The following is a 24,301-nucleotide window of genomic DNA, read 5'->3' as shown; positions in this document are numbered from 1 at the left end:
CTACTGCCGTCAGCCGCGGGTGTGCAAGGAGTAGTAATGAGCAAGAACCGAACAGGCGGACTGGTGTTTTCTACGGAACAGGGGCGCATGTGCCCGGGCTGTCGCGAGCCGGTCAGTGAGTGCCGCTGTGCCGCAGTCGCCCGGTCTGCCGGCGACGGGGTGGTTCGCTTGAGGCGCGAAACCAAGGGGCGCAAGGGCCGGGGCGTCACCCTGATTACCGGCGTGCCGCTGGACGACAAAGAGCTGGCGGCACTGGCCAAAACGCTGAAAGCGCGGTGTGGTACCGGCGGCACGGTCAGGGACGGGGTGATTGAAATCCAGGGTGACCAGCGCGATCTGCTCATGCCCCTGCTGCAAGCAAAAGGCTGGACCGTCAAGCGCGCCGGTGGCTGATGGTCTAACCCGCAAATCGTGCGTTCGGGCGTTACAATAGCCAGACAGCGAATCCACACGGTACGGAGCGGGTGAATGCACATTACGGTAATGGGGGCCGGGGTTGTCGGAGTCACCACAGCGTGGTTTCTGCGCCAGGCAGGCCATGAGGTAAGGGTCATCGAGCGTCAGAGTCAGGCGGCGCTGGAAACCAGTTTTGCCAACGGCGGTCAGATCTCGGTCTCCCACGCCCAGCCCTGGGCTAACCCCACTGCCCCCTGGAAGGTGCTCAAGTGGCTGTTGCAGGCCGACGCGCCCCTATTGTTCCGGCCGCGTCTGGACCCGGCGCAGTGGCGCTGGGCCTTGGGTTTTTTGCGCGAGTGCGGGCCGGCCCGGGCCGCCCACAACATTCGCCAGATTGTAAATCTGGGCACCTACAGCCGTCAGGCCCTGCAAACCCTGCGACAAGAGCTGGAGTTGGAGTACGACCAGGAGACCAAAGGCATCCTGCACTTTTACACCAACCCCCGGGAGTTTGAGGCGGCCCGCACACCGGCCCGGTTGATGCGCGAGTTGGGCTGCGACCGGCAGGTCATCAGCGCCGATCGGGCGGTGGAATTGGAACCGGCCCTGGCCCCGGCCCGCAGTCGTATTGCGGGCGCCACCTACACCGCCGAAGACGAATCCGGTGACGCCCGCAAGTTCACCCAGCAGCTCGCGGCGCACGCGGCCGCCGCGGGGGTCGAGTTTCTTTACAACACCGAGATCCTCGGACTGGAATACAGCCGTGAGCAGATACTGGGCGTCCATACCCTGGCGGAGGGGCGGCATCGCACCCTGCGGGCGGACGCGTATGTATTGAGTCTCGGCTGCGAAAGTGCGGTGCTGGCGCGGCAACTGGGCCTGCGGCTGAATATATACCCGGCGAAAGGTTACTCGATCACGGTGCCGGTCAACAGGGAAGCCGCAGCCTACCATGTGAGTCTGACGGATGATGAGTACAAGCTGGTGTATTCCCGCCTGGGGAGCCGGCTGCGCGTTGCCGGTACCGCCGAAATCAACGGCCGCAACCGGGTTCTCAATCGCCGGCGCTGCCGGGCCATCGTGCGTCGGGCGGCGGCGGTGATGCCGGAGGCCGGCCGCTGGGAGCAGGCAGAGTTCTGGACCGGTCTGCGCCCGTCGACGCCGTCCAATGTACCCTACATCGGCCGGAGCCACTTCCGTAATCTGTACCTCAACACCGGCCACGGCACCCTGGGGTGGACCCATAGCTGCGGCTCGGCCACGGCCTTGGCGGATATTATTGACGGCCGGCAGCCGGCGGTCGATTTCGCATTTACCGGTATTCAGGCTTTTTCCTGACGTACAGTACCTTATTGACCCGCGCCACCAGCTCGTCTTGTTGGTCAACGATATCCACATCCCACTGGGGCAGCATTTTGTCGCCGTTGGCGGTGGCGGTGCGGATTTCGTCAAGTTTGTTATCGGTCAGTTCGAAATGGGCCGACACCCGACCGGTGCCGGGGCGGATAAAATCGATGCAGGCGGATTTGTCCCACACGATGTATTCCTTGCCCAGCCGATTCATCAGCAACAACATGTACATGGGGTCGACCATGCTGTATAGCGAACCTCCAAAGTGGGTACCCACGTAATTGGTGTTGTACCAGCGCAGATTCATCTCCACCGTCGCCGCGCTGTAGTCAGGGGCAATGTGGGTCACTTTGACGCCCGCGCCCACATAAGGTCCGTAAATGTTGATTATTTTGCGTACACCGCTCGGGCTGCTGATCCAGCTCCGGAATTTGGACATCATGGCAAAGGCTCCACCGCTAACCCGCAGGCCCAACCGGCGGGTTAACGGAGTAATGGCTGGGTTGGCTTACACGAGTTGATCGCGGATCAGCTTCTTGTTGATTTTGCCCACACTGGTTTTCGGAATATCGTCCACGAAATCAATGCGTTCGGGGATGGCCCATTGATTGATTTCGCCGGCCTCAACAAATTGTTGCAGGTGGTGCTGCAAACCGGCTTTGTCCAGCGCCTGACCGGCGGCCAGCACCACCAGGGCATGGGGGCGCTCGCCCCACTCGTCATCGGGCACCCCCACAACGGCGGTCGCCGCCACCGCGGGGTGCTGACTGATCAGATTTTCGAGCGCGAGTGACGATAACCACTCCCCCCCGGTTTTAATGACGTCTTTGATACGGTCTTTGATGACCAGGGTGTGATCGGGCTCAAGGCAGCCCACATCGCCGGTATGCAGCCAGCCATGTTGCCACAGCTCACGACCTTTGTCGGGCTCTTTGAAGTAGTCCTGGGTGAGCCAGGGGGCCCGGGTAACCACTTCGCCCTGGGTGACGCCGTCGTGGGGCAGGGGATTGCCCTCGGTGTCAACAATGCGCACCTCCACCAGGGGCACGGCAATACCGGTTTTGATGCGTTTGCCAACCTGCTGCTCCAGGGGCAACTCCAGGTCCTCCGGGGTCAGGTGGGTGGCGGTCAATAACGGACAGGTTTCCGACATGCCGTAACCGGTATACATACGGACTCCCAGCCTGGAGGCGGCCTGGCACAGGCCTTCGGTCATGGCACTGCCACCGATGAGTACGTGCCAGTGGCTGAGGTCGGCGGTCTTGATGGACTCGGTGGCCAGCATCATTTGCATGATGGTGGGAACGCAGTGGGAAAAGGTCACCTGGTGCTTTTTGAGCAAGTCGACCAGTAGCTCCGGTTCGTAGCGTCCCGGGTATACCTGTTTGATGCCCATCATGGTGGCAGCGTAGGGCACCCCCCAGGCGTGAACGTGAAACATGGGGGTGATCGGCATGTACACCGATGACGAGCGCAACAGGGGCAGTTCATCGTAAGCCGACAGGGAACCGACCATGCCCAGGGTGTGCAACACCAGTTGCCGGTGGCTGAAGAACACCCCTTTGGGGTTACCGGTGGTGCCGGTGGTGTAAAACATGGTGGCGACGCTGTTTTCGTCGAAGTCCGGGAACTCAAATTGTTCCTCGGCCGCCGCCAGCAGGGCTTCATACTCGCCGATGGTTTCCAGTGAGGTGGGTTGCGGCTGCTCATTGTCACTGAGTTGAATGTAGCCTTTCACTGTGTGGATATCGTCCCGCAGCCCCTCCAGAATCGGGAGGAAATCGTCGTGCACCAACACCAGATCGTCTTCGGCGTGGTTCATGGTGTAGACGATCTGTTCCGGAGACAAGCGCACATTGACCGTATGCAGCACGGCGCCGATCATTGGAATGGCGAAGAAGCACTCCAGGTAGCGGGGCGTGTCCCAGTCGAGGACGGCCACCGTATCCCCGGGTTTGACCCCGGCGTCGGTCAACGCATTGGCGAGACGGTGGATGCGTGCAATCAGATCCCTGTAGGTGTAGCTGCTGCGGTTGGCGTATACAATTTCCTGATGCGGAGAGTAACGGTCGGCAGAAAGCAGCAATTGTTTGATAAGTAGCGGGTATTGATGGGCATTGTCAGCCGCGGGAAGAATCTTTGTGGCCACCATGAGTGGGCTCCTTGGCTCTCGGTTGTTGATGTTGTAACGAGATGTGCAGCTAATCTGACACAGTTGGGCGCAAACCGGAAGCGTTCGAAAGGATGAAAACGAGTCCCGCATTCAGTGGCTAACAAGCTGATTTCTTGAGTTATTTGTGAGTTTGGTCACGTCTTGTGCCCTGGTTGACGGAGGCTTGCCCGGTCTTCACCCTGTTAGTTAATGTACCCTGCAGGGTGTTGCACACCCCGCAAGGGCGCATACTATGGCGAACAATCCGCTGGAGAGCACACCAACCTTATGACCGCTACCAAACGCAACTCAGTCGCTGCGGGGGCAGGGGAGCAGGCCAGATACGCGCAGGCTCTGGCGAGGCTGGAGCAGCGTGCCCGGCTTTTGGACAGCCAGTTCCGCATTCCCTTTACCCGGATACGCTTCGGGCTGGATCCGCTGATCGGGCTGCTGCCGGGTATCGGCGATCTGGCGGGGTTGCTGTTGTCCCTGCATCTGGTGGTGGAGGCGGTTCGCCTCGGCGCCGGGACGGGCACGGTGATGCGCATGCTGGCGAATGTGCTGCTGGAAAGTGTGGTGGGCCTGATCCCGGTGGCCGGAGATGCGTTTGATGTCTACTGGAAGGCGAACAGCCGCAACGCGGCCCTGCTGCGCACTTATCTGCACCAGCAACTAACGCCCGCACCGCCCCGGCGGCGCTGGCTGACCCGGGGCTTGCTGGTGGTGCTGGCGGGGCTGGTTGTGGTGTTGCTCGGGCTGGCGGGCTATTCGCTGTGGGGGCAAGGTTAACCCCCTGTCATTGCTCCCAGGGGTTGCCTTTGGTTCCCGCCACCGGCTTCTCGTCCAGGTGCATGGCCGCTTTGGCAATAATATTGGCGCTTACCGGGGCGGTCAGCAACAGGAATACGGTAATCAGTATCTCGGACGCACCCGGCCCCGCGCCGGTGGAACTGAAATAGCCTACGGACGCCAGCATGATGGCTCCCACACCAAGGGTGGTGGCTTTGGTAGGCGCGTGCAGCCGGGTGTAAAAATCCGGCAGCCGCACCAGCCCGATCGCGCCCACCAGGGTGAAGAAACCGCCAATCAGCAGCAAGGCAGAGAGGGCGTACTCGGTCACAACACTCATCAGTCTATCCTCGTTGATTATTCAATCACACTGCCGCGTTTCAGATACTTCGACATGGCCACGGTGCCCACAAACCCCATCACGGCGATGAGCAGACCGGCCTCCATATACAGGTGCGTACCCAGAGCTATGCCGAACAGAATAATCAGGGCAATGGCGTTGATGTACAGGGTATCGAGGGCCAGCACCCGGTCAGCCGCGTCCGGGCCCCTGAACAACCGGTAAGTGTTCAGCGCCACCGCCAGAGTAACCATGCCGATGGTGATGTAGAGGGCTGCGGTAATCATTTGAACATCTCCAGCAGGGGGGCTTCATAGCGTCGCCGGATATCCGCAATCACCTGGTCCGGATCCTGGGTATCCAGGGCGTGGATCAGCAAGACCTGATAATCATCGCTGATGTCGGCGCTGACGGTTCCCGGTGTCAGCGATACCGTACTGGCCAGAATGGTGATCGCCAGGGGGTTCTCCAGCGTAACCGGATAGTTGATAAACGCCGGCTCCGGCTGGCGCGGATTGAGCACCAGGCGGGCTACCGAGATGCTCGCCATGACGATGTCCACCAGCACCCGCAGCACGTAAACGGGCATCAGCCACAGCTTCCTGGTTGCCGGCCGCTCCGGCCAGAAGCCGCGGGTGAGTTGCGGCAACAGCCAGGCCAGCACCAGGCCGACGATGATGCTGGCGCCCGACACGCCGTCACCGAGCAGCTGCCAGACGCAAAACAGAATGACGCTGAGAAAAGGTTGCGGAAAACCCAGACGTGTACTCATGGTGTGTCACTCCCGATGGTCGGTGTGTGCAGAATCTCAAGGTACTGGCCGGTGTCAAACAGTTGCCGGGCGGTGGCTTCGGCGTAGGCACTGAACGGGCCCGCCAGCACGACGATGGCGGCACTCATGGCAATCAGCACCCCGGTGCTGACGGTGACCGGAACCGTGAGGCGCTCGATTTGGGCCACATGGCCTTCACTGTTACGCCAGAACACGATGGAGCCGGCGCGACTGTAGGCGATCAGTGTAAAGAATCCACCGATCAACAGTACGGCCCACAGCCAGACCATCTGCGGGCCGGGCGTGGCTGCTTTCAAAATCAGCAGCTTGCCGAAAAAACCGCTGAGAGGCGGCAGCCCGACCGCAGCGACCGCACCCAGCAGAAACAGGACGCTGAGCAGGGTTCGGTTGTGCATCCGCGGGGCGGTGACAATCTTGTCACCCACGCAACCGCGTTGCCCGGCAACCAGATCGCACACCAGAAACAGGCCGGCGGTTACCCAGGTGGTGTTGACCATATAGAACAAGGCACCGGAAACCCCTGCAACGTTCCCCAGACCAATAGCCGCAAACAGGGTGCCCACCGAAATCAGCACCTGCCAGGTGACCAGGGTCTTGAGGTTGTTGGCTCCGAGGGCGCCGATCACCCCCATCACCAGCGTGGCCAGCGCCAGCGGGAACAGCCAGTCCAGTCCCAGGTTGGCGAGGGCGCCGGCCTCGGCGCCGAAGATCAGGATATAAACCCGCAGGATGGCATAGACACCCACCTTGGTCATCACCACGAAAATGGCGGAGACGGGGGCCGTGGCACTGGCGTAGGCCTTTGGCAGCCAGAAACACAGCGGCAAGATGGCGGATTTCAAGGCGAATACCACCAGCAGCAACATGCCCCCGGCCTGCAGAATGGGGACGTCGGCCGGGTTGACCCGGGCCACCTTGATGGCAAGGTCAGCCATGTTGAGGGTGCCGGTGACGCTGTAGATCATGCCGACGCTGATCAGAAACAGCGCCGAACCGGCCAGATTCAGGACCACGTAATGCAATCCGGGCACAGTCCGCTGTGTGCCTTTGCCGTGCATGAGCAGGCCGTAGGAAGCGATCAGCAGGACTTCAAACGCCACGAACAGATTGAACAGATCCCCGGTCAGAAACGCGATGTTCAGTCCCATCAGCAAAAACAGATACAAGGAGTGAAACTGGCGGCTGGTTTCATCCACCCGGTTGATCGCATACAAATGTGAACAGAACGCGAGCACTGCGGTCATCACCAGCATCAGTGCCGCCAGCCGGTCGAGCACCAGGACGATGCCAAACGGCGGTGCCCAGTTGCCCAGCGTATAGGCGCGGTAACTGCCGTCGTTGGCCAGGGCCAGCAGCGCTATGGCGGAGGCCAGCAGAATGGCCGTAGTGGCCAGCGCCAGGGTGCGCCGCAAGGGGAGCGGCGCGTAGCCGACAAACACCTGCAGGATACCACCCAGCAACGGAATCAGGATGGGAGCGGTCAACCAATGATTCATCGGCTCTGCTCCTGGCTTACCGTCGAATTCTGGTGGCCGTTATGGTTGGCACCGTCGACATGGTCGTCCTGGTGATCGGCCTGGCTGCGCAACGCCAGCACCACCACAAAGGCGGTCATGGCAAAGCCGATGACGATGGCGGTGAGCACCAGCGCTTGTGGCAGTGGGTCCGAGTAGGTCTCGGTGCTGCCCAGAATCGGTTGCCCACCGGTCATCAGGCGACCGGTGGCAAACAGGAACAGATTGACGCCATAGGACAACAGGGTCAGACCGAGCACCACCGGGAAGGTGCGGGCACGCAGCAGCAGATACACACCGGACGCCGTCAGTGCGCCGATAACCAGAGCAACGGTCAGTTCCATCGTGAACCCCTTGTTTTCAGACTTTTGGTTGCGGAGTGAGGTGACAGGCGTCCGATGCTGACCAATGCCAGCAAGGTCGCCCCGACGACCGCCAGGTACACCCCCAGATCGAACACGAGCGCGGAGGCCACTTCAAACTTGCCCACCACCGGCCAGGTGATATAGCCAAAGGCGGAGGTGAGGAACGGGTAGCCGTAGGCGTAACTGCCCGCGCCGGCCACGGTCGCGAACAGCAGACCGAGGGCGATCACATTGTGGTAGCGGAATGGTATGCGCTCCTGGGTCCAGACGATGCCACTGGCGACGTATTGCAGAATCAACGCCACCGAGGTGATCAGCCCCGCCACAAAACCGCCTCCGGGCATGTTGTGACCGCGCAGGAACACGTAAGCGGAGATCATCAGAGCCAGGGGCAGCATGGGCCGGGCGATCTGGCGCAACATCACCGGATGGTTGTCGCGGGCCCAAGGGTGTCCGAAGCCGTCCCCGGGGGGGACCGGCAGGGTCGTGCCTTTCAGCACGGCGTAGATCCCCAGAGCCGCGATCGCCAGTACGGTGATTTCGCCCAGGGTATCGAAGCCGCGGAAATCCACCAGGATGACATTGACCACGTTGGTGCCACCGCCGCCGACCTTGCTGTTGGCCAGGAAGAAACTGGAGATGGAGTCAAACGGCTGGGTCAGCATGGCCAGGGTGACCAGGGTCATGCCGGCACCGGCGGTGAGGGCCAGCGCCCCATCGCGAAGCCGGCGCGACAGAGGCGTTTCCACGGGCGTCCAGGAGGGCATGTAATACAGGGCCAGCATGAGCAGCACAATCGTGACCACCTCCACAGAGAGCTGGGTCATGGCCAGGTCGGGCGATGAGAACCGTACGAATCCGAGGGACACCATCAAGCCCACGACACTGAGCAGGATCAGCGCGAAAAAGCGGCTGCGGTGCATGTACACGGTGCCAAACGCGCACACCACCAGAATCAGTGCGCCCAGGGCTGTCGGCCAGTCCAGCGGGGTCAGGCCATTGGCACCAATGGAAATGCCCAGCTCGCTCAGGGGCATGACGGCGACCACAATGGCGCTGACCACCAAGAGCGTGGCATAGCGTTGCAGCGAGCCATTCTCAATGCGCGCCGTAAATTGATGGGCGCGATCCACCAGACGTGCGACCAGCGCTTCGAACACGGCCTTTTCATCGATTTCCTTGAAACGGGCGTGGAAATCGAACAGGCGCTGGCGCTGGGTGTACAGCAGCAAACCGCCGAAGAAAGCCAGAAAGCTCATTAATAACGGCAGGTTGAATCCGTGCAGCACCGCCAGTTCGTAGTCGGGCACCGGGCCGCCAAGGGTGGCCGCGGCCGCCGCATACAGCAGCGGGCCGACCGAAATGGCCGGAAACATGCCCACCATGATGCAAGCAAACACCAGAATTTCCACCGGGATCTTCATGTATCGCGGGGGTTCCTGGGGCGGGTAAATGGGCAGATTCAGCGGTTTGCCGTTGAAAAAGACATCGTGAATAAACCGTGCCGAGTAGGCCACCCCGAAGATACCCGCCAGAGTGGCAATGACCGGCGGCAGATACACCCAGATGCCGGGAAGGTTGATCTGCAGTGCCTCGGCAAAAAACATCTCTTTGCTGATGAACCCGTTCAGCAGGGGCACCCCGGCCATGGACGCGGCGGAGACCATCGCCAGCGTGGCGGTGTGGGGCATGAACCGCCACAGCCCGTTGATGTGGCGCATGTCGCGGGTGCCGGTCTCATGGTCGATAATGCCGGCGGCCATAAACAGCGACGCCTTGAAGGTGGCGTGGTTGACCACATGGAACAGTCCCGCGACGGCTGCCAGCGGCGTCCCCATGCCAAACAGCAGGGTGATCAGACCCAGATGGCTGACGGTGGAATACGCCAGCAAGCCTTTGAGGTCATGCTTGAATAACGCCACATAGGCGCCGATCAGCAGGGTGAGCATGCCGGTAAAACTGACCATGAAGAACCACTGCTCGGTGCCCGCCAGCGCCGGGTACAAACGTGCCAGCAGGAACACGCCCGCTTTGACCATGGTGGCCGAATGCAGGTAAGCGGACACTGGCGTGGGCGCCTGCATGGCGTGGGGCAGCCAGAAATGAAACGGGAACTGGGCGGATTTGGTAAACGCGCCGAGTAACACCAGCGCCAGTGCAAACGGGTACAGCGGGTGGGCCTTGATCAGCGCTCCGGCGGCCAGTACCTGATCCAGCTCGAAGCTGCCCACGATGTGGCCCAGCAGCAGAATGCCGGCGAGCAACGCCAGACCGCCGCCACCGGTGATCGCCAGTGCCATGCGGGCGCCCCGGCGGGCGTCTTTTTTGTGACTCCAGTAACCGATCAGCAGGAACGACACCACGCTGGTCAATTCCCAGAAAATCAGCATCAGCAACAGGTTGCTGGACAAGACAATGCCCAGCATGGCACCCATGAAGCACAGCAGAAGCGCGTAAAACTTGCCAATGTTCTCCTGTGGTTTCAAATAGTAGCGGGCGTAAACAATCACCAGCAGACCAATCACCAGGATCAGCAGGGCGAACAGCATCGACAGCCCGTCCAGGCGGAAGCTGAGCGAGACACCCAGCGATGGCAACCACTGGTAGGTTTCCAGAAACACGTTGCCTGAGGCCAGGGTTTTCCAGTGAGGAAACAGGATGCTCAGGGCCACCACCGCCGGAACCGACGATGCAATGGCGATGGCCGTGCGTCCGGCTTGAGCAAACAGTGGTGCGGCAATGGCGCCCAGAAAAGGCAGTAATACGACCAGCGATAGGGTCATGCCAACCTCATAATTGAATCCGGACTAGGGCATCCGGGTCATTGTATTGACAAAGTGGATTTCGAAGAAGTTAGCAAAGTCTAGACGCCGGTACAGGCATCTGCACGGATTGGACGCCTGACCCGCTATTGCAATCAGCAGTGGCAGGGCGGATCGGGCAGGTAAGGAAGTCTTCCCCGGCGCATGCGAGAGAGGAGATCTCTTTGGTCGTTACTGGATGAAGGCTGAACAGCCATGAATACTCCGCAGTTAAATCTTGAAGGCAGATAATACGTGCCAAGTGCGGCAGGTCAAGCAAATCACCCTGATTCAGATAGCATAGCGACATAATCGGGGCCCCCAACCAGGCGCCTGAGCGCCGGGATTAAGGAAGTTTCACTGGAAATACGGCGGCTTTGGGTTCTAACTGAATGGGTCGGGTGGCCCCACGAAACGTGTCGGCAACCCGATGGTCAACGACAGATCCAAAAGGGCACCTATACAGGAGACACCTTATGAAGATCAAAATGATGACCCTTGTTACCGCCGTTTCTCTGGCCATGATGTCGCCGCTGACGATGGCGGCCAGCCACGGCGATCACGCGTCTGATGCGATGGATTCCGGCAAAGACCATGGCAAAATGATGGATTCCACCGCCAGTCACATGGGCGCAGCCCGATTTGACGAACTCGACACCGACGGCGACGGCATGCTCAGTGAAGAAGAGTTGAACGTGCACGGCAGTACCGCCGCCGGTCAGGCAGGTGAAAGCAATGCGGAACGCCGGAATTTGCGCATGGACGAACTGGACAAAGATGGCGACGGTGCAGTCGGCCGTGAGGAGTACGAAGAGTACCAAATGAACATGGAGTAACTTGTTACTCCCCGCTTGATACGTGCCCCAGGCCGCAAGACCTGGGGTTTTTTGTATCTGCCCGGCGCGCGATCAGGGTGACGCTTTCAACGCGTCACTGATGGCCCGGGCTTCGGCCACGAGCACACGATACTGCAGGCTGTCGGTGTGCTGACTGGCCTGACGCAACTGTTTTTGCTTCAGGGCATACAGCCGGGTCAGGCGGTCATGCGTGCTGGCATTGATGGGTGTGTTCATGGTAATACCTCCCCACGCGTTACACCTGTCGAAATTATTTACGTTCTTGGCGGCCAACCGGCCTGTCACTCAAATAGATGCATAAGCCGCGCCATGGCGGGGGCATACGGCCGCGCCCGGTTACCAGCAGGAGAAGTTATGACGGACACACTGATAGATCGTCAGGATCTGGCCTTTCAGCTCTACGAGGTGCTCGACACCGCAAGCCTGGTCACCCGGGAGCGGTTCAAGGAACACAGTCGTGAGAGCTACGATGGGGTTCTTGACACGGCAGAGTGTCTCGCGCGGGACAAGTTCGCCAATCACAACCGCGCGGCCGACAGAGACGAACCCACACTCATTGACAACGAGATCAGCCTGCTGCCCGAGGTGAAGGAAGCGGTAGATGCTTACGCACAGGCGGGCTTTCTGGCGGGCGGTTTCGATTATCAGCTGGGCGGGATGCAATTGCCCGAGTCCGTCATGGCCGCCTGTAACGGACTGTTTACTGCGGCCAACCCGGCGACGGCCGGCTACCCGCTGCTGACCGCTGCGGCGGCCAACCTGATCCGGGCGTTTGGTAACGCCCAGCAACGGGAGGTCTATCTGCCCCACCTGCTGTCGGGCCGCTTCGCAGGCACCATGGCGATGACCGAACCCCATGCCGGCTCCTCGTTGGCGGATATCCGCACTTCCGCCACGCCGGCAGACGACGGCAGCTATCTGATCAAGGGGGCGAAGATTTACATTTCCGGTGGCGAACAGTCGTTGACGGACAATATCATCCACCTGGTCCTGGCCCGAATCAAGGGCGCGCCCGCCGGGGTCAAGGGTCTCAGCTTGTTCATCGTGCCGAAGTTTCTGGTGACCCCACAGGGTGAACCGCAGACCCGCAATGGGGTTGCCCTGGCAGGATTGATTCGCAAACTGGGGTACCGCGGCACCACCTCCACCGCCCTCAGCTTTGGCGACCAGCAGCCCTGTCTGGGGTTCCTTGTCGGCGAGCCCCAGCAAGGGCTCAGCTATATGTTCCAGATGATGAATGAAGCGCGCCTTGGCGTGGGTTTGGGGGCGGCCGCGATCGGCTATCGGGGCTATATGCACAGCCTGGACTATGCCCGGGGCCGGGTGCAGGGGCGCACAGCGGCGAACCGGGACCCCGCATCCCCACAGATTCCGATCATTGAACACACCGATGTCCGGCGCATGCTGCTGGCGCAGAAGGCCTACTCGGAAGGGGCCCTGGCGTTATGCCTGTACGGTGCCCGACTGATGGACGATCAGCGCACCCACCCTGACTCCGGACAGCGTCAGGAAGCCGGCCGGTTGCTGGACCTGTTAACCCCCATCATCAAGGCCTGGCCCTCGCAATACGGTCCCAAGGCCAACGATCTGGCCATTCAGGTGTATGGGGGCGCAGGTTACACCCGGGAGTACCCGGTCGAGCAGTGTTGGCGGGATAACCGCCTGAATGCGATTCATGAAGGCACCAACGGTATTCAGGCCCTGGATTTGCTGGGCCGGAAAATCTGGCAGGATCAGAGTCACGGTCTGCAGTTGCTGATGCAGGCCATGCAGAACGATCTCGAGGCGGCCCGGCCCGGGCGCTGCCAGCAATGGGCACTGTCCCTGAGTGAAACCCTGCAGCAGGCGGTCAAAGTGACCCAGACCCTGGGGCAGACTCTGGCGCGGGGGGACTCGGAAGCCGCTCTGGCCAACGCCTCCTGCTACCTGCATATGTTCGGTCACATAGTGGTGGCCTGGATGTGGCTGCGCCAGGCCAATGCGGCGGTTCGGGGCCTGGCGGCGCTCAGTGCCGGGCAAGAGCGCAACTTCTACCAGGGCAAACTGCAGGCCGCGCAATACTTCTTCCACTGGGAGTTGCCCCGGGTGGCGCAGGATCTGGTGTTGCTGCGCAATCAGGACGATACCTGCCTGAACATGGCGCCTGACTGGTTCTGATGACGTCCGGGCAGCGCTGCGCGCACCTAACTTTTTTTAACCATCCGTCCGGGTGTTAACCGCGGTTGGCGCCCGCCTGGGTACTGGGCCACACTGTTCGGGTACCCAGGCAGATCTGGCTGTCCTGTACTGGCAATCGCAGACAATAAAAAGGCTGCCTTCAATGCGAAACCATGCCTATCGGCCGGTTAGCGGTCGTGTACATACGCTCCTGACCCGATTACGCGCCAGCGGTGCGATCACTGAAGTGGTGTACCGTGACAGCACCAACCGGATCCAGTCGGTCCATGACTGTGTCAAAGATCTGTTTCACCGGGCCGGGGAAGATTTTGTGTTGCTGGGGCGGGGGGAGTTGGTGCGACTTGATCAGGTGATGATGGTGGACGGGTTGGTGGTGTCACCCGGCTGAGAGCTTACCGGAAGTTAAGGAGCAGGCGGCGCCTGTGGCGGTGAACTGTGGATAAAGTGTAACGGCGCCGTGGTTGTGCCCGGGTTTTGGACACGACTAAACTTTGTAGCGAACCCACCGCATACCAACGAAAGGAACGGACATGAACAAGTTAACGCTGAGTGCATTGGCACTGATGATGGCTCTTGGTCTGGCAGCCTGTGGTCAGGAAGACTCAAATCAGGGTATGGATCTGGAGCGCGCCGCGGACAACGCTGGCGATATTGCCGAAGATGCTGTGGATAATACCGGCGATGCCATTCAGGATGCCACGGGCGAAACCGACAGCGCCTGGGAAAAAACCAAAGACACCGCTGAAGAAGTCGGTGAGGACCTCAGTGATGCGGCCAAAGATGCCGGTGATGCAGTCGAAGACGGCTACAGGGACATGACCGAATAAGCCGGGGCTACCGGCCACTCTGCACCGGACCCAGATATTGCGTGGCCATGCGGCTTAGGGTATCGGTGAGTCGCTCCATAAAGCCGCCACTGTGGCGCCAGTAATGCCAATACAGGTTTACGTTGAGGGCGTGGTGCGGGGCCAGATCCCGCAACACACCGCTGTCTGTCAACGGCCGCCCCTGCTGGTCCGGGATCATGCCGTATCCCATCCCCGTCCGGGCCAGCTGCACGAATCCTTGCGACGACGGGCACAGGTGATACGGAAAACGCCCGTGGTAGTCGTAGCGGGCCAGAAACCGATGCTGCAGTTGATCGTGCGGGCCATAGACAATTGCCGGCGCAGTGCGAAAAGCATCGCTGTGCAAGCCGCTCGCAAAGTGGCGTTCGATGTAGGCGGGCGTGGCCAGCGCCCGATAGGTCATGGTACCCAGTTGCACACAACGGCCCCCGGCAATGGCCTGAGCGCTGCTGCACAGACAGGCCGCCACATCGCCTTCCCGCATCCGCCGCAAGGCAACATCCTGATCTTCCACCACCAGATCCAGCAGCAACCCCTCCCGCTGGCAAAAGTCGCCAATGGCGGCCGCCCACCAGGTGGACAGGCTGTCCGCATTCAGGGCAATGCGCAACCGGGTGTGATCCGCGGTCAGCGCCGGCAGGGTGCGCCGCAACCCCCGCTCCAGCAGTTGCACCTGCTGGACGTGGTTGAGCAGACTCTGGCCGACCGGAGTAGCCTGCAGGGCCGGGCTGCGGATCAGCACCGGTTGCCCAAGGCGTGCCTCCAGCAGCTTGATGCGTTGCGAGACCGCGGACTGTGACAGCCCCAGTTCCGCACCGGCCCGTTCAAAGCCGCCACACTCGATCACCGCGGCCAGCGCCTCCAGCAGTTTGTAATCCAGCATAAGCAAAACTGATGCAATATTATCAATATGAATTTTTAGTATAGCTATGGTGAGGTATGCTTGTCCCGTATTCAGACGGAGGCGGGCGTGTTGGAAAGTTATTTGACCGGGTTGGTTGTGTGCGGCGGCCTGATCGTGGCCATTGGGGCCCAGAATGCCTATGTGCTGGGGCAGGCGATTCGGCGCGAGCATCATTGGTGGGCGGCGTGTTTGTGCATGAGCACCGACGCGATGTTATTTACCGCCGGTATGTTCGGGGTCAGCGCAGCCTTGCTGGCCTACCCCGAGGCCTTGCAGGTGTTACGCTGGCTCGGGGTGGTGTTTTTGGGCTGGCTGGCAGCACAGGCCTTCTGGCGCTCGTGGAAGGGGCGGGCGGCGCTCAACAGCGGTACCGCCACCGACCGCAGCCTCAAAGCCGTGGTGTTGACCACCCTGGCGGTGACCCTGCTTAACCCCCAGGTTTATCTGGACACCTTGTTGCTGATACCGGCCATCGGTGCGCAACAAACCGCTCCGCTGCCGTTTCTGGCCGGCGCCAGCAGCGCGTCAGTGTTGTGGTTCGGTGTGCTGGCCTGGGGCGGGGCGACCCTGGCGCCGGTGCTGGCGCGGCCCGCTGCCTGGCGGGTCATCGACGGCCTGATTGCGCTGATGATGGCCGCCATTGCCATTCAGATTGCCGGCAGCGGGCTGAGCGTGCCGGCGGTGTGAACCACCCGGCGTGGTGCCGGCTTACTCCAGCTCACGCAGGCGCAGGCCGCTCACGGTACCAGCGGCGCCCATCAGTCCCAGCATGATGATCACCGCACCGGGTGAAATCAGGGATGCCAGCGCACTCAGCCCGCCGGTCACCAGCAGCAGTACACCGATGACCGTGTTGCTGACCGAGGTGTAATCGGTGCGCTTGTTGCCGCCGGCCATATCCACCAAATAGGTTTTTCGCCCCAGACGGACCCCGGCGTGGGCGATGCTGAGGATAAAAAAGGCCAGCGGGTAAAACCAGGGGGAGGTGAGCGCGGCACCGGCCCCTACATTCAGGCCGCCGACCAGCAAGCAAACGGCGCTGGCGATGGCGGCCCCCAAAATGATCACCTGGCGGCTGGAGCGGTCGGCCATCCACCCCCAGACCGTGGCACTCACCGAACTGGCCAGACTGCTGGCCAACAGAAAGCTGCCCAGCAACCAGCCGGTGCTGTCGTTTTGCTGCGCGAGCACTACCAGATAAGGGGACGCCAGCGCAGAGCACAACAGCAGCGCCCGGGTGACCACAAAATGGCGGAAGTGGGCGTCGGTTTTCAGCAGCGCCAGATTCTCCACGGCGGTGGCCAGGGCGTTACCACCCCCTCCGGTTTCACCCGGCAACTCTTCAATACCGGAAAACAGCACCCCGGCCACCACCCATAAGCCCGCGGCCAGCAACAGCAGGATGCCGTAGAACAGCATGGTGGGGTCGTCCTGCCCCTGAAACAGCACGATCGCCAGTACGGCAGTAACCGCACCCCCCAGGGTCGTGGCCAGACCGGACAGACGCCCGCGCCGGGTTCTGGGAATGCATTTGCCCTGCACATCTTTCATGGCCACGGAACAAAACCCCCGGGCCAGAGAAAACGTCACCAGCGCGGCCAGCACCCCGAGCCCGGCCGGCGTGCCTTCGAGAAACCACACGCTGGCCGCCATACCGGCCACGCTGACCGCCTGGCCGAAACTGCCGCCCACCCAGAACCATTTGCGCACCGGTTTTCGGCGCACCCAGGCACCAATGATCATTTGCGGGATCAGCGAGCCCGCTTCCCGGATGGGCACCAGCCAGGCCACCAGATGGGACGCGCCCACCGCACCGAGCAGCCAGGCGAGTACCGTTTTCGGGCTGATGAGCAGATCGCCCAGCTTGGTCAGGAACAGGCTGCCCAGGATCAGAAAAAAATTACGGGGAACTTCGTGACACGCGTCTTCCGCAATATCGGTGCAGACACGGGCGTCTTCTTCATTGGCGATCAGTCGGTAGAGATCGTCGGCCGTGGATTTTGCCGGGTGCGTCACATTCGCCTCCAGAACAGCGCTTGAATCGTCCGAGCCGGCGTGCCGTTCCGGGCGGCACCGGTCCTCAACATCCTATCACCCTACCAGCGAACGGAAACAGCTGTGTTATGCTCACACGGTCATCAATCAAGGAGTGCCCAGGTGTCTGAGCAAGAGTACATTCCCGCTGATCCTGACGGTCCGGATCGCAATTCCGGTTCCGGTCGCAACCTGGCGGTGGTGGTTTATATTTTACAGGCCCTGTCGTTTTTTGTCGGCGGCATCAGCGGGCTGGCTGGCGTCATTGTGAATTACGTCAAACTGGAAGACGTGGCCAATACCTGGATTGAACCGCATTTTCGCTGGCAAATCCGTACCTTCTGGATCGGCTTGCTGTGGACGGTGATCGGGGTGGTGACGGTGCCCCTGCTGATCGGCTGGTTTATTCTGCTGGGGGTGTCCATCTGGGTGATTTACCGCATCGTCAAAGGCGCGCTGGCGCTCAACGATGGCCGCCCGCCGGAAGCCTGATGGGTTAAGTGCCATGCACCACCACACCGTTGGCAATGAACTTTGCGGGCTTTGTTGCCGGTTGGGTATTGATAGGGCCTAATGTGGCCCTGTCACCCCTGATCCATTCTGCGCAGAGATTGATATGCTCAGTTATCTACACGCCTTTCATGCCGGTAATTTTGCCGATGTGCAAAAACACGCCGCGTTAACCTTAATCCTGCAGATGCTGCACGCTAAAAACAGCGCCATTGCCTGCTTTGACACCCATGCAGGCAGTGCGATATACGACCTGGCCTCTGAGCGGGCGCGTAAAACCGCGGAGGCCGATGGCGGTATCCAGCGGATCTGGGCCAAGCGCAACCAACTCAGCTCCGCCGACTGGTCGGCCATGCTGGGTTACCTTGAGCGCAAGAATACTGGTCGCCAATTGCTGGCCCGTTATCCCGGGTCGCCCGCCTGGCTGGCCGAACTGGCCCGTCCTCAGGATTCGGTTACCGCTTACGAGTTGCACCCCTCGGAAGGCAATCTGCTGGCGCAGTGGGGCCGTCGTCAGGGCGTGACTGTCCGTTGTGAAGACGGTCTGAAAGGGCTGCTGAAAGCCTTGCCGCCGAAGGCGCCGCGCTTGCTGGCGCTGATCGACCCATCCTATGAAGTAAAGTCCGAGTATCAGCAAGTTGCGCAAACTCTGGTAAACGCCTGGCGCAAATGCCGTCATGGCACGTTTCTGATCTGGTACCCCATCTTGCCCGCCGCTCAGCACGAGGCCCTGTTCGACGGACTGCGGGCCAGTCCGGTGCGCAAAGTGCTGCGCCATGAACTGCGGCTGCAGCAGGCGCCGGAGCGTGGCATGCAGGGGTCCGGCGTGCTGGTGGTGAATCCGCCGTGGGGCTTTGCCGAGCGGTTCGAGCACATGCTGGCCGAAGTGGTGGCTCCGGATTGTCTCGATGCTCGCACCAGCGGCGACTGGTTGATCCCCGAATAACGGGTCACACCCCCGACGCGGCTGAGCTATGATTAGTGCAGCCGTGGTGGCGAATAATTGGGGGGCTGGCCGTTGGCGGAGCCGAGCAAGGGTAAAGAGTCAGAGGGTGCGGTGGCACTGCCGGGTGGACTGATCCCCTGTGGCGAGTGGAAGCCGCCGGCCGGATCGGTCCAGCGGACCCTGAAAGAAGCCGCCCGTAACGGCTGGCGATTCCTGCAAAAGGGGTTCCGGCCGGATGAACAACCGCTGGAAAAACCTAAAGATACCGCCTCACTGTCGGAGCGTCAGCGGGCCCGTTACGCCCCTCTGCCGGATTGGACGCAGCGCGGTCGGGAACTTGGTGCAGCACTGGATGAGCTTGAGGACGATGGGGCGATCAAGGTCATCGTCGCGCCGCCTTTTGCGGGATTGGGTACGCCGCTGGAACTGCTGGCAAAGATCCGTGGCTGGCGCATCATCGAACCTCCCGAAGATTTGTTCATGAGCCCGCAGGACGCCGCCAGCTGGTGGCGTGAGCGGAGCACAGAAAGCCCCTGGCTGGTACCGGATCTTGCCCAATTCTGGTTGCGCCACCGCTCGGGGCTGGCGTTGATACGCGAGTTTCTCATCCGGGTCGCCCGCGACGAGCAGGGCCAGGGTGTTGTCGGTTGCAGTAGCTGGTGCTGGGAGTTCTGGGCTCATTACATGCCCGAGGTGCCGATTTACCCATACACGCTGGCCCCTCTGGATGGCGCAGGGCTTGCTGACTGGTTTACCGCCTTGGCGCGGAACCCGCACGGGCGCGCGTTGCGGGTGCGTATGGCCAACAACGATCGATGGGCGCTGTTGCCCGACGGTGCCTGTGACGATGCGGACAAACGCAGCACCTTTTTACAGGATCTGGCCGCTAAGGCGCGGGGCAATTCCGGGGTTGCCCTGGCCATCTGGCGTCAGGCATTACAGACTGAGCCCGAGGGTGACGAGGACGACGAAGATGACCCCGCCCCCGACCCGGCCGAGACGCCCGAGACCTCGAAACCCTGTGATTGCTGGGTGTTACCGCTGGATCGTATCACCCTGCCGGGGATGCCCGGCAACTCCTCCCGGAAACTGACGCACCTCCTGCACGCCATGTTGCTGCACTCCGGGTTAAGCGAGGAGCGGCTGGCGCTGACGACCGGCTTGAACGACCAGGAGGTGAGCGTCAGTCTGGCCGCCCTCCGGCGGGCCGAGCTGGTGGTGCAGGAAGGCGGCGGCTGGCGGGTGACCGTGCTGGGATACCCGGCGGTGCGCCGGCGTTTGCAAAGCGACGGCTACCCGCTGGACCGGTTCTGATGGCCCGACGGGTGCATGGCTTGGGACAGACCATGGACTTACCCATTAACCGGTGGGAACACCAGGAGGCACCATGGGCAATCTGGGATTGAAAGACGCCTTGGCGTCGCTGTCATCCGAAGCGGTGTTGCACGCTATACTGCTGGTGGTGGTGGCCTCACTGTTTGTGATGCTGGCGCAAAGTCTGCTGGCAAAGCTGGCGGCGCGAATCGGCGGCAAAACCCGGTTCTACATCCTCGCATCGGTGCCGCTGCTGCGCTTGATGGTCATCATTACGGTGGTCATTCTGATCGTACCCATTCTGGTGAAACCCACCTTCGAGAACATGTTTGCGGTGTTCGGAGCGCTCGCGCTCGCGTTGGGTTTTGCATTTAAGGATTACGCCAACAGCCTGATCGCCGGAATTGTAACCCTGTATGAAATGCCCTATCGGCCGGGGGACTGGATCGAGATCGACGGCCGCTACGGCGAAGTGCGCAGCATAGGAACACGCGCCGCCAAACTGGTGACCCCGGACGATACGGTGATTGTGGTTCCCCATGGCAAACTCTGGGACTCGCTCATTGCCAATGGCAACGACGGCACCAATTGCCTGATGTGTGTGACCGAATTCCATCTCCAGCCCGGTCACGACGTCAGCAGCATTATGGCGGTGTTGCGGGATGTGGCGTTCACCAGTCCGCTGGTAAAAACCTGGCTGCCGGTGGTGGTGACAGTGGTTAATGAGCCCTACGGCATGCGTTATAACCTGAAAGCCTACCCGGTGGACCCCCATGACCAGTTCGCCTTTCGCAGTGAACTGACGGCGCGGGGGACCGAGGCTCTGGTGGACGAAGGGGTGCGCTTTGTGGCGGTGCCCCCGGCGGCGGAATGGGGCCGCAGTGCCAGTAATACGGAAAAAGGCACGGGCTGAATGCCCGTGCCTTCCCGGTCACCAGACCGCGCTGAAACCGCTGCTCAGTTGGCGGACTCGGCTTCTTGTACCATCCCGGTGATCGTGTCCAGAATCTCCTTGCCCCGTTCGCCGGCGGCCTCCAGGTAGATATCCCGTACCCCCATGCTGGCTTCACGGAAGGCAGCACGTTCTTCATCGGTCAGGGTGACCACTTCGATGTCGCTGCTGTTCTTGATTTTCTCCAGGCGTTCCTGGTTGAACTCGGCTTGCTTCTGGTAAATATAGTCCACCAGCTGGGCGCGGGTATCATCGAGCCAGCCACGCTGGTCTTCAGGCAAGGCTTCATACCACTCCTTGTTGGCAATCACCGTGGCGATGAACTGGGCGTGATTGGCAAGCGTCATGGCCTCCTGCACTTCGTAGAAACTCATTTCCTCAATGGCGAATATCGGGTTGACCTGGCCGTCGATCTGTTTCAGCTGCAGGCCGCTGTAGACCTCGGAGTACGGCAGAGGTGACGGGTTGGCCCCGTAGGCTTTGTAGGATTCCGTCAGAATCGGTGAGGTCATGGTGCGGATCTTGAATTCCTCAAAATCCGCCAGGGAGCGCAGCGGCTTGTCGCCGGTCCACACCATCCAGCCTTCCGGAACTATGCCCAGCAACACCATGTTCTGGGACGCATAAGGTTCTTCAAACAGCTGATGAACCTCGTCGCTGGACAGCACCTGTTTGTTGATGTCGTTGTCATCGGAGAGCACAAAGTGCAGGGTAAATACCCCCACTTCCGGGATCACCGAGGCCAGATGCCCCGGGGACGCAAACGCCAGCTGGATGGACCCGTCCTGAACCAGTTCGGTTAATTGTGACGAGGTGCCCAGCGCCCCGTAAGGGTAGATTTCGATGGATATCTGACCATCCGACATGGCTTCAATCTGAGTCTTGAATTCCTGGGCGTAAGCATCCTGAACACTGCCTTCAATCTCTTCCAGAGCGAAACGCCAGGTGACCGGATCGGCGTTGGCCGGTGGCGCGGCATCGGATGCCGATTCAGCGGTTGTGCCGGTGGTGGCACTTTGCTCAGACATGCTGGAGCCGGCTTCGTCGCTGCTGTCCGAACAGCCGGCCAGAGCCAGCGATAACGCAATAATGAGACTGCCCAGCAACCGGGTGAGTGTTGCCATTGTGTGAACTCCTTGTGTGGCACCTTCGTGTACCAGCGCTTAATGTGTTTTAGGTAACACACTATTAGATAGACACATTTGTTGATGTTTGCCACCTTTTAGCCCCTATACTGTGTTAACGGTAATTGGAAACGGAGCTCTGATCATGACCCAGCCGACCGCTAAACCCTCGATCAAGGGGGTCGGTAGCCTCGTCAATAAACCCTTCCGATGGTTGGATTTAGTGCTGAATTTCGTCGAAAAGGCGATCTTGATCGTTGGTATCCTGGCGATGGCCGCGGTCAGTGTGGTCAATGTATTTGCGCGTAATTTGGGGGCCAGCCTGTCGTTCGCCGATGAGGTGGCCCAGCTGCTGGTAGTGGTGGTGACGTTTGTCGGTGTCGGACACGGGGTCCGCAATGCCCGCCATATCCGGGTGTCGGCGCTGCATGATTTATTGCCGCCCGTGGGCCAGAAAATCCTGTTGATGATCGTCAGCTTCGCCTCCTGTGCCTTGTTGGCATTGTTGACCGTATACGCCTGGGAGTACGTGATGAAGCTGCAGGAAACCGGTCGCCGCATGCCGTCGTTGGGGCTGCCGCTGTGGACCATTTATATGATCGCCCCGATCGGTCTGGCGGTGGGTTCGGCCCAGTTCCTGCTCGCCGGGGTGCGCAACGTGATCAGCCCCGGCGCCTGGCTGTCCTGGCACCACGCGGATGAATACGAAGAAGGACTGGAAGAGATGACCCCCGAGGTCGATCTTCACGAAGCCACTCACCCGGAAACAGCCGGATCGGGCAGCGACAAGGAGCGTCACGGTGGATAAATTGGTCGATTTGCTGGGCCTGGGCGGGCTGAGTACGCCGGATATGGCCATAGTGACAGCGGTGTTGATGATCATTCTGTTGCTGATGGGGTTCCCGATGATGGTTCCGCTGCTGGTGGGGGCCATGTTGTTGTTGTTCACCCAGTTTCCGTTTATGGACGGCCCGGTGATGATCCAGCAGATGATCGGCGGCATCTCCCAGAGTGTGTTGGTGGCGGTGCCCATGTTCATTCTGGCGGCGGACATCATGATCAAGGGCCACACCGCCGACCGTCTGCTGGACCTGGTGTCCAAGTTCGTCGGTCACCTGCGGGGTGGCCTGCCCATGACCACCGCCGTCTCCTGCACCCTCTTCGGGGCGGTGTCCGGGTCGACCCAGGCCACGGTGGTGGCCATGGGGCAGCCGTTGCGCCCCAAACTGATCGAAGCGGGCTATTCCGACAAGTTCACCATGGCGCTCATCATCAACGCCAGTGATATTGCCTTGCTGATACCGCCCTCCATCGGCATGATCATTTACGGCGTGGTGTCGGGCACCTCGGTGGGCGATTTGTTTATCGCCGGCATCGGGCCGGGTTTGATGATCCTGCTGCTGTTCTCGGTGTACTGTTATTTCAAATCCATCAAGCTGAAAATTCCTCGCAGGGCGAAAGCGTCCCGGGAAGAGCGCCTGACGGCGCTGAAGCGGGCGATGTTGCCCATGGGGTTCCCGGTGATCATCATTGGCGGCATCTATTCAGGGCTGTTCAGCCCGACCGAAGCCGCGTCTGTGTCGGTGGCCTACGCGCTGGTGCTGGAAATGTTCATTTTCCGCCAGGTGCGCCTCGGCGACCTGCCCGCCATAGCCTTGTCCACGGGCCTGATTACCGCGGTGGTATTCATCCTGGTCGCTGCCGGTACCGCGTTTTCCTGGGTAATCTCCTTTGCGCGTCTGCCCGAACTGATGCTGGGCGGGGTGATTGAAAATGCAGCGGGCAACCCTTACATGGTGCTGGGGCTCATCGCGGTGGCGTACTTTATCGGCTGCATGTTTGTCGACCCGATTGTGGTTATTTTGATTCTGACGCCCATTTTTGCGCCGGTGGTAACGGTCGCGGGGATTGATCCGGTGCTGGTGGGCACCCTGGTCACCCTGCAGGCGGCCATAGGGTCAGCCACACCACCTTTCGGGTGTGATATCTTTACCGCGGTGGCGATATTCCGACGACCGTATCTGGATGTGATCGCTGGCACCCCACCGTTCATCTTGTTGCTGTTGCTGTCGACGGTGTTGCTCATTGTGTTTCCACAGATCGCGCTGTTCCTGCCGGGGCTGATGGATTAGTA

26 protein-coding genes are annotated in these 24,301 nt (G+C 60.8%); 14 read left to right on the top strand and 12 right to left on the bottom strand.

What is annotated here, in order from left to right:
- The first annotated feature begins 36 nt into the window (after positions 1-36).
- Both BG841_RS01720 and BG841_RS01715 read left to right on the top strand, forming a co-directional pair.
- Positions 37-393: a translation initiation factor Sui1 gene (locus BG841_RS01720; RefSeq protein ID WP_070056081.1), complete on the top strand. Its 357-nt coding sequence runs from the start codon at positions 37-39 to the stop codon at positions 391-393.
- Positions 394-468: 75 nt separating this feature from the next.
- Positions 469-1,734 (top strand): D-amino acid dehydrogenase, encoded by a 1,266-nt coding sequence (locus BG841_RS01715; protein ID WP_070056080.1) that lies wholly within the window; start codon positions 469-471, stop codon positions 1,732-1,734.
- Here BG841_RS01715 and BG841_RS01710 read toward each other — a convergent pair.
- Both BG841_RS01710 and BG841_RS01705 read right to left on the bottom strand, forming a co-directional pair.
- Positions 1,709-2,188 carry a DUF4442 domain-containing protein gene (locus BG841_RS01710; RefSeq protein WP_070056079.1) on the bottom strand — a complete coding sequence of 160 codons (480 nt, stop codon included), beginning with the start codon at positions 2,186-2,188 and terminating at the stop codon, positions 1,709-1,711. The two genes, BG841_RS01715 and BG841_RS01710, sit on opposite strands and share 26 nt — an antisense overlap.
- Positions 2,189-2,254: 66 nt before the next feature.
- A complete protein-coding gene (locus BG841_RS01705) occupies positions 2,255-3,898 on the bottom strand; it encodes a fatty acid--CoA ligase (protein ID WP_070056078.1) in 1,644 nt (547 codons plus the stop codon).
- Positions 3,899-4,186: 288 nt separating this feature from the next.
- Here BG841_RS01705 and BG841_RS01700 point away from each other — a divergent pair, with 288 nt between their 5' ends.
- The gene (locus BG841_RS01700; protein ID WP_070056077.1) at positions 4,187-4,687 is read left to right on the top strand and encodes a DUF4112 domain-containing protein; all 501 of its coding nucleotides are present in this window, start codon (positions 4,187-4,189) and stop codon (positions 4,685-4,687) included.
- 7 nt (positions 4,688-4,694) lie between these two features.
- Here the strand turns inward: BG841_RS01700 and BG841_RS01695 are convergent, their stop codons facing one another.
- From BG841_RS01695 to BG841_RS01670, 6 genes are read right to left on the bottom strand one after another with little or no spacing between them, the layout of a single operon-like run.
- Positions 4,695-5,027 (bottom strand): Na+/H+ antiporter subunit G, encoded by a 333-nt coding sequence (locus tag BG841_RS01695; RefSeq protein WP_070056076.1) that lies wholly within the window; start codon positions 5,025-5,027, stop codon positions 4,695-4,697.
- A 17-nt stretch (positions 5,028-5,044) separates the two neighbouring features.
- Positions 5,045-5,314 (bottom strand): K+/H+ antiporter subunit F, encoded by a 270-nt coding sequence (locus BG841_RS01690; RefSeq protein ID WP_070056075.1) that lies wholly within the window; start codon positions 5,312-5,314, stop codon positions 5,045-5,047.
- Positions 5,311-5,799 carry a Na+/H+ antiporter subunit E gene (locus BG841_RS01685; protein ID WP_070056074.1) on the bottom strand — a complete coding sequence of 163 codons (489 nt, stop codon included), beginning with the start codon at positions 5,797-5,799 and terminating at the stop codon, positions 5,311-5,313. The genes BG841_RS01690 and BG841_RS01685 overlap by 4 nt, the downstream gene beginning before the upstream one ends.
- Positions 5,796-7,316 (bottom strand): monovalent cation/H+ antiporter subunit D, encoded by a 1,521-nt coding sequence (locus BG841_RS01680; RefSeq protein WP_070056073.1) that lies wholly within the window; start codon positions 7,314-7,316, stop codon positions 5,796-5,798. The genes BG841_RS01685 and BG841_RS01680 overlap by 4 nt, the downstream gene beginning before the upstream one ends.
- Positions 7,313-7,678 (bottom strand): Na+/H+ antiporter subunit C, encoded by a 366-nt coding sequence (locus tag BG841_RS01675; RefSeq protein WP_070056072.1) that lies wholly within the window; start codon positions 7,676-7,678, stop codon positions 7,313-7,315. The genes BG841_RS01680 and BG841_RS01675 overlap by 4 nt, the downstream gene beginning before the upstream one ends.
- Positions 7,669-10,482: a monovalent cation/H+ antiporter subunit A gene (locus BG841_RS01670; protein WP_070056071.1), complete on the bottom strand. Its 2,814-nt coding sequence runs from the start codon at positions 10,480-10,482 to the stop codon at positions 7,669-7,671. Before BG841_RS01670 ends, BG841_RS01675 begins: the two co-directional genes overlap by 10 nt.
- Positions 10,483-10,976: 494 nt before the next feature.
- Between BG841_RS01670 and BG841_RS01665 the strand changes: the two genes are divergently transcribed.
- Positions 10,977-11,336, top strand: coding sequence for an EF-hand domain-containing protein (locus BG841_RS01665; protein ID WP_070056070.1), 360 nt, complete (start codon positions 10,977-10,979; stop codon positions 11,334-11,336).
- A 72-nt stretch (positions 11,337-11,408) separates the two neighbouring features.
- On the opposite strand, the gene BG841_RS17125 is transcribed toward BG841_RS01665, so the two are convergent.
- A complete protein-coding gene (locus BG841_RS17125) occupies positions 11,409-11,573 on the bottom strand; it encodes a hypothetical protein (RefSeq protein ID WP_198929146.1) in 165 nt (54 codons plus the stop codon).
- 138 nt (positions 11,574-11,711) lie between these two features.
- On the opposite strand from BG841_RS17125, the gene BG841_RS01660 reads away from it, so the two are divergent.
- From BG841_RS01660 to BG841_RS01650, 3 genes are all read left to right on the top strand, one after another.
- Positions 11,712-13,514: an acyl-CoA dehydrogenase gene (locus tag BG841_RS01660; RefSeq protein ID WP_070056069.1), complete on the top strand. Its 1,803-nt coding sequence runs from the start codon at positions 11,712-11,714 to the stop codon at positions 13,512-13,514.
- Between the two features lie 163 nt (positions 13,515-13,677).
- Positions 13,678-13,923 (top strand): hypothetical protein, encoded by a 246-nt coding sequence (locus tag BG841_RS01655; RefSeq protein WP_070056068.1) that lies wholly within the window; start codon positions 13,678-13,680, stop codon positions 13,921-13,923.
- 142 nt (positions 13,924-14,065) lie between these two features.
- Entirely contained in the window at positions 14,066-14,362 is a 297-nt protein-coding gene (locus BG841_RS01650; protein ID WP_070056067.1) for a hypothetical protein, read from the top strand.
- A gap of 7 nt (positions 14,363-14,369) precedes the next feature.
- Here BG841_RS01650 and BG841_RS01645 read toward each other — a convergent pair whose 3' ends face one another.
- Complete coding sequence (locus BG841_RS01645; protein WP_070056066.1) at positions 14,370-15,266, bottom strand: LysR family transcriptional regulator ArgP; 897 nt, start codon at positions 15,264-15,266, stop codon at positions 14,370-14,372.
- A gap of 87 nt (positions 15,267-15,353) precedes the next feature.
- On the opposite strand from BG841_RS01645, the gene BG841_RS01640 reads away from it, so the two are divergent.
- Positions 15,354-15,974 (top strand): LysE/ArgO family amino acid transporter, encoded by a 621-nt coding sequence (locus BG841_RS01640; RefSeq protein WP_070056065.1) that lies wholly within the window; start codon positions 15,354-15,356, stop codon positions 15,972-15,974.
- Between the two features lie 21 nt (positions 15,975-15,995).
- Here the strand turns inward: BG841_RS01640 and BG841_RS01635 are convergent, their stop codons facing one another.
- Complete coding sequence (locus BG841_RS01635) at positions 15,996-17,303, bottom strand: MFS transporter (RefSeq protein ID WP_070056064.1); 1,308 nt, start codon at positions 17,301-17,303, stop codon at positions 15,996-15,998.
- 141 nt (positions 17,304-17,444) lie between these two features.
- Here BG841_RS01635 and BG841_RS01630 point away from each other — a divergent pair, with 141 nt between their 5' ends.
- From BG841_RS01630 to BG841_RS01615, 4 genes are all read left to right on the top strand, one after another.
- Entirely contained in the window at positions 17,445-17,813 is a 369-nt protein-coding gene (locus tag BG841_RS01630; protein ID WP_070056063.1) for a DUF4870 family protein, read from the top strand.
- A 124-nt stretch (positions 17,814-17,937) separates the two neighbouring features.
- Entirely contained in the window at positions 17,938-18,777 is an 840-nt protein-coding gene (locus BG841_RS01625; RefSeq protein ID WP_070056062.1) for a 23S rRNA (adenine(2030)-N(6))-methyltransferase RlmJ, read from the top strand.
- A gap of 72 nt (positions 18,778-18,849) precedes the next feature.
- Entirely contained in the window at positions 18,850-20,091 is a 1,242-nt protein-coding gene (locus BG841_RS01620; RefSeq protein WP_141737045.1) for a hypothetical protein, read from the top strand.
- Positions 20,092-20,164: 73 nt separating this feature from the next.
- On the top strand, positions 20,165-21,004 hold the full coding sequence (locus tag BG841_RS01615; RefSeq protein WP_070056061.1) for a mechanosensitive ion channel family protein: 840 nt from the start codon (positions 20,165-20,167) through the stop codon (positions 21,002-21,004).
- A 44-nt stretch (positions 21,005-21,048) separates the two neighbouring features.
- On the opposite strand, the gene dctP is transcribed toward BG841_RS01615, so the two are convergent.
- Positions 21,049-22,167: a TRAP transporter substrate-binding protein DctP gene (gene dctP / locus BG841_RS01610; protein ID WP_070056060.1), complete on the bottom strand. Its 1,119-nt coding sequence runs from the start codon at positions 22,165-22,167 to the stop codon at positions 21,049-21,051.
- A gap of 145 nt (positions 22,168-22,312) precedes the next feature.
- Between dctP and BG841_RS01605 the strand changes: the two genes are divergently transcribed.
- Positions 22,313-22,975, top strand: a complete 663-nt coding sequence (locus BG841_RS01605; protein ID WP_070056059.1) for a TRAP transporter small permease — start codon at positions 22,313-22,315, stop codon at positions 22,973-22,975.
- A gap of 43 nt (positions 22,976-23,018) precedes the next feature.
- On the top strand, positions 23,019-24,299 hold the full coding sequence (locus BG841_RS01600) for a TRAP transporter large permease (RefSeq protein ID WP_070058636.1): 1,281 nt from the start codon (positions 23,019-23,021) through the stop codon (positions 24,297-24,299).
- Positions 24,300-24,301: the final 2 nt, after the last annotated feature.

Source organism: Marinobacter sp. X15-166B (assembly GCF_001752365.1).
Classification (GTDB): domain Bacteria; phylum Pseudomonadota; class Gammaproteobacteria; order Pseudomonadales; family Oleiphilaceae; genus Marinobacter.
Note: the sequence above shows the minus strand (reverse complement) of the source record. Positions and strands in the feature narration are given on the sequence as shown.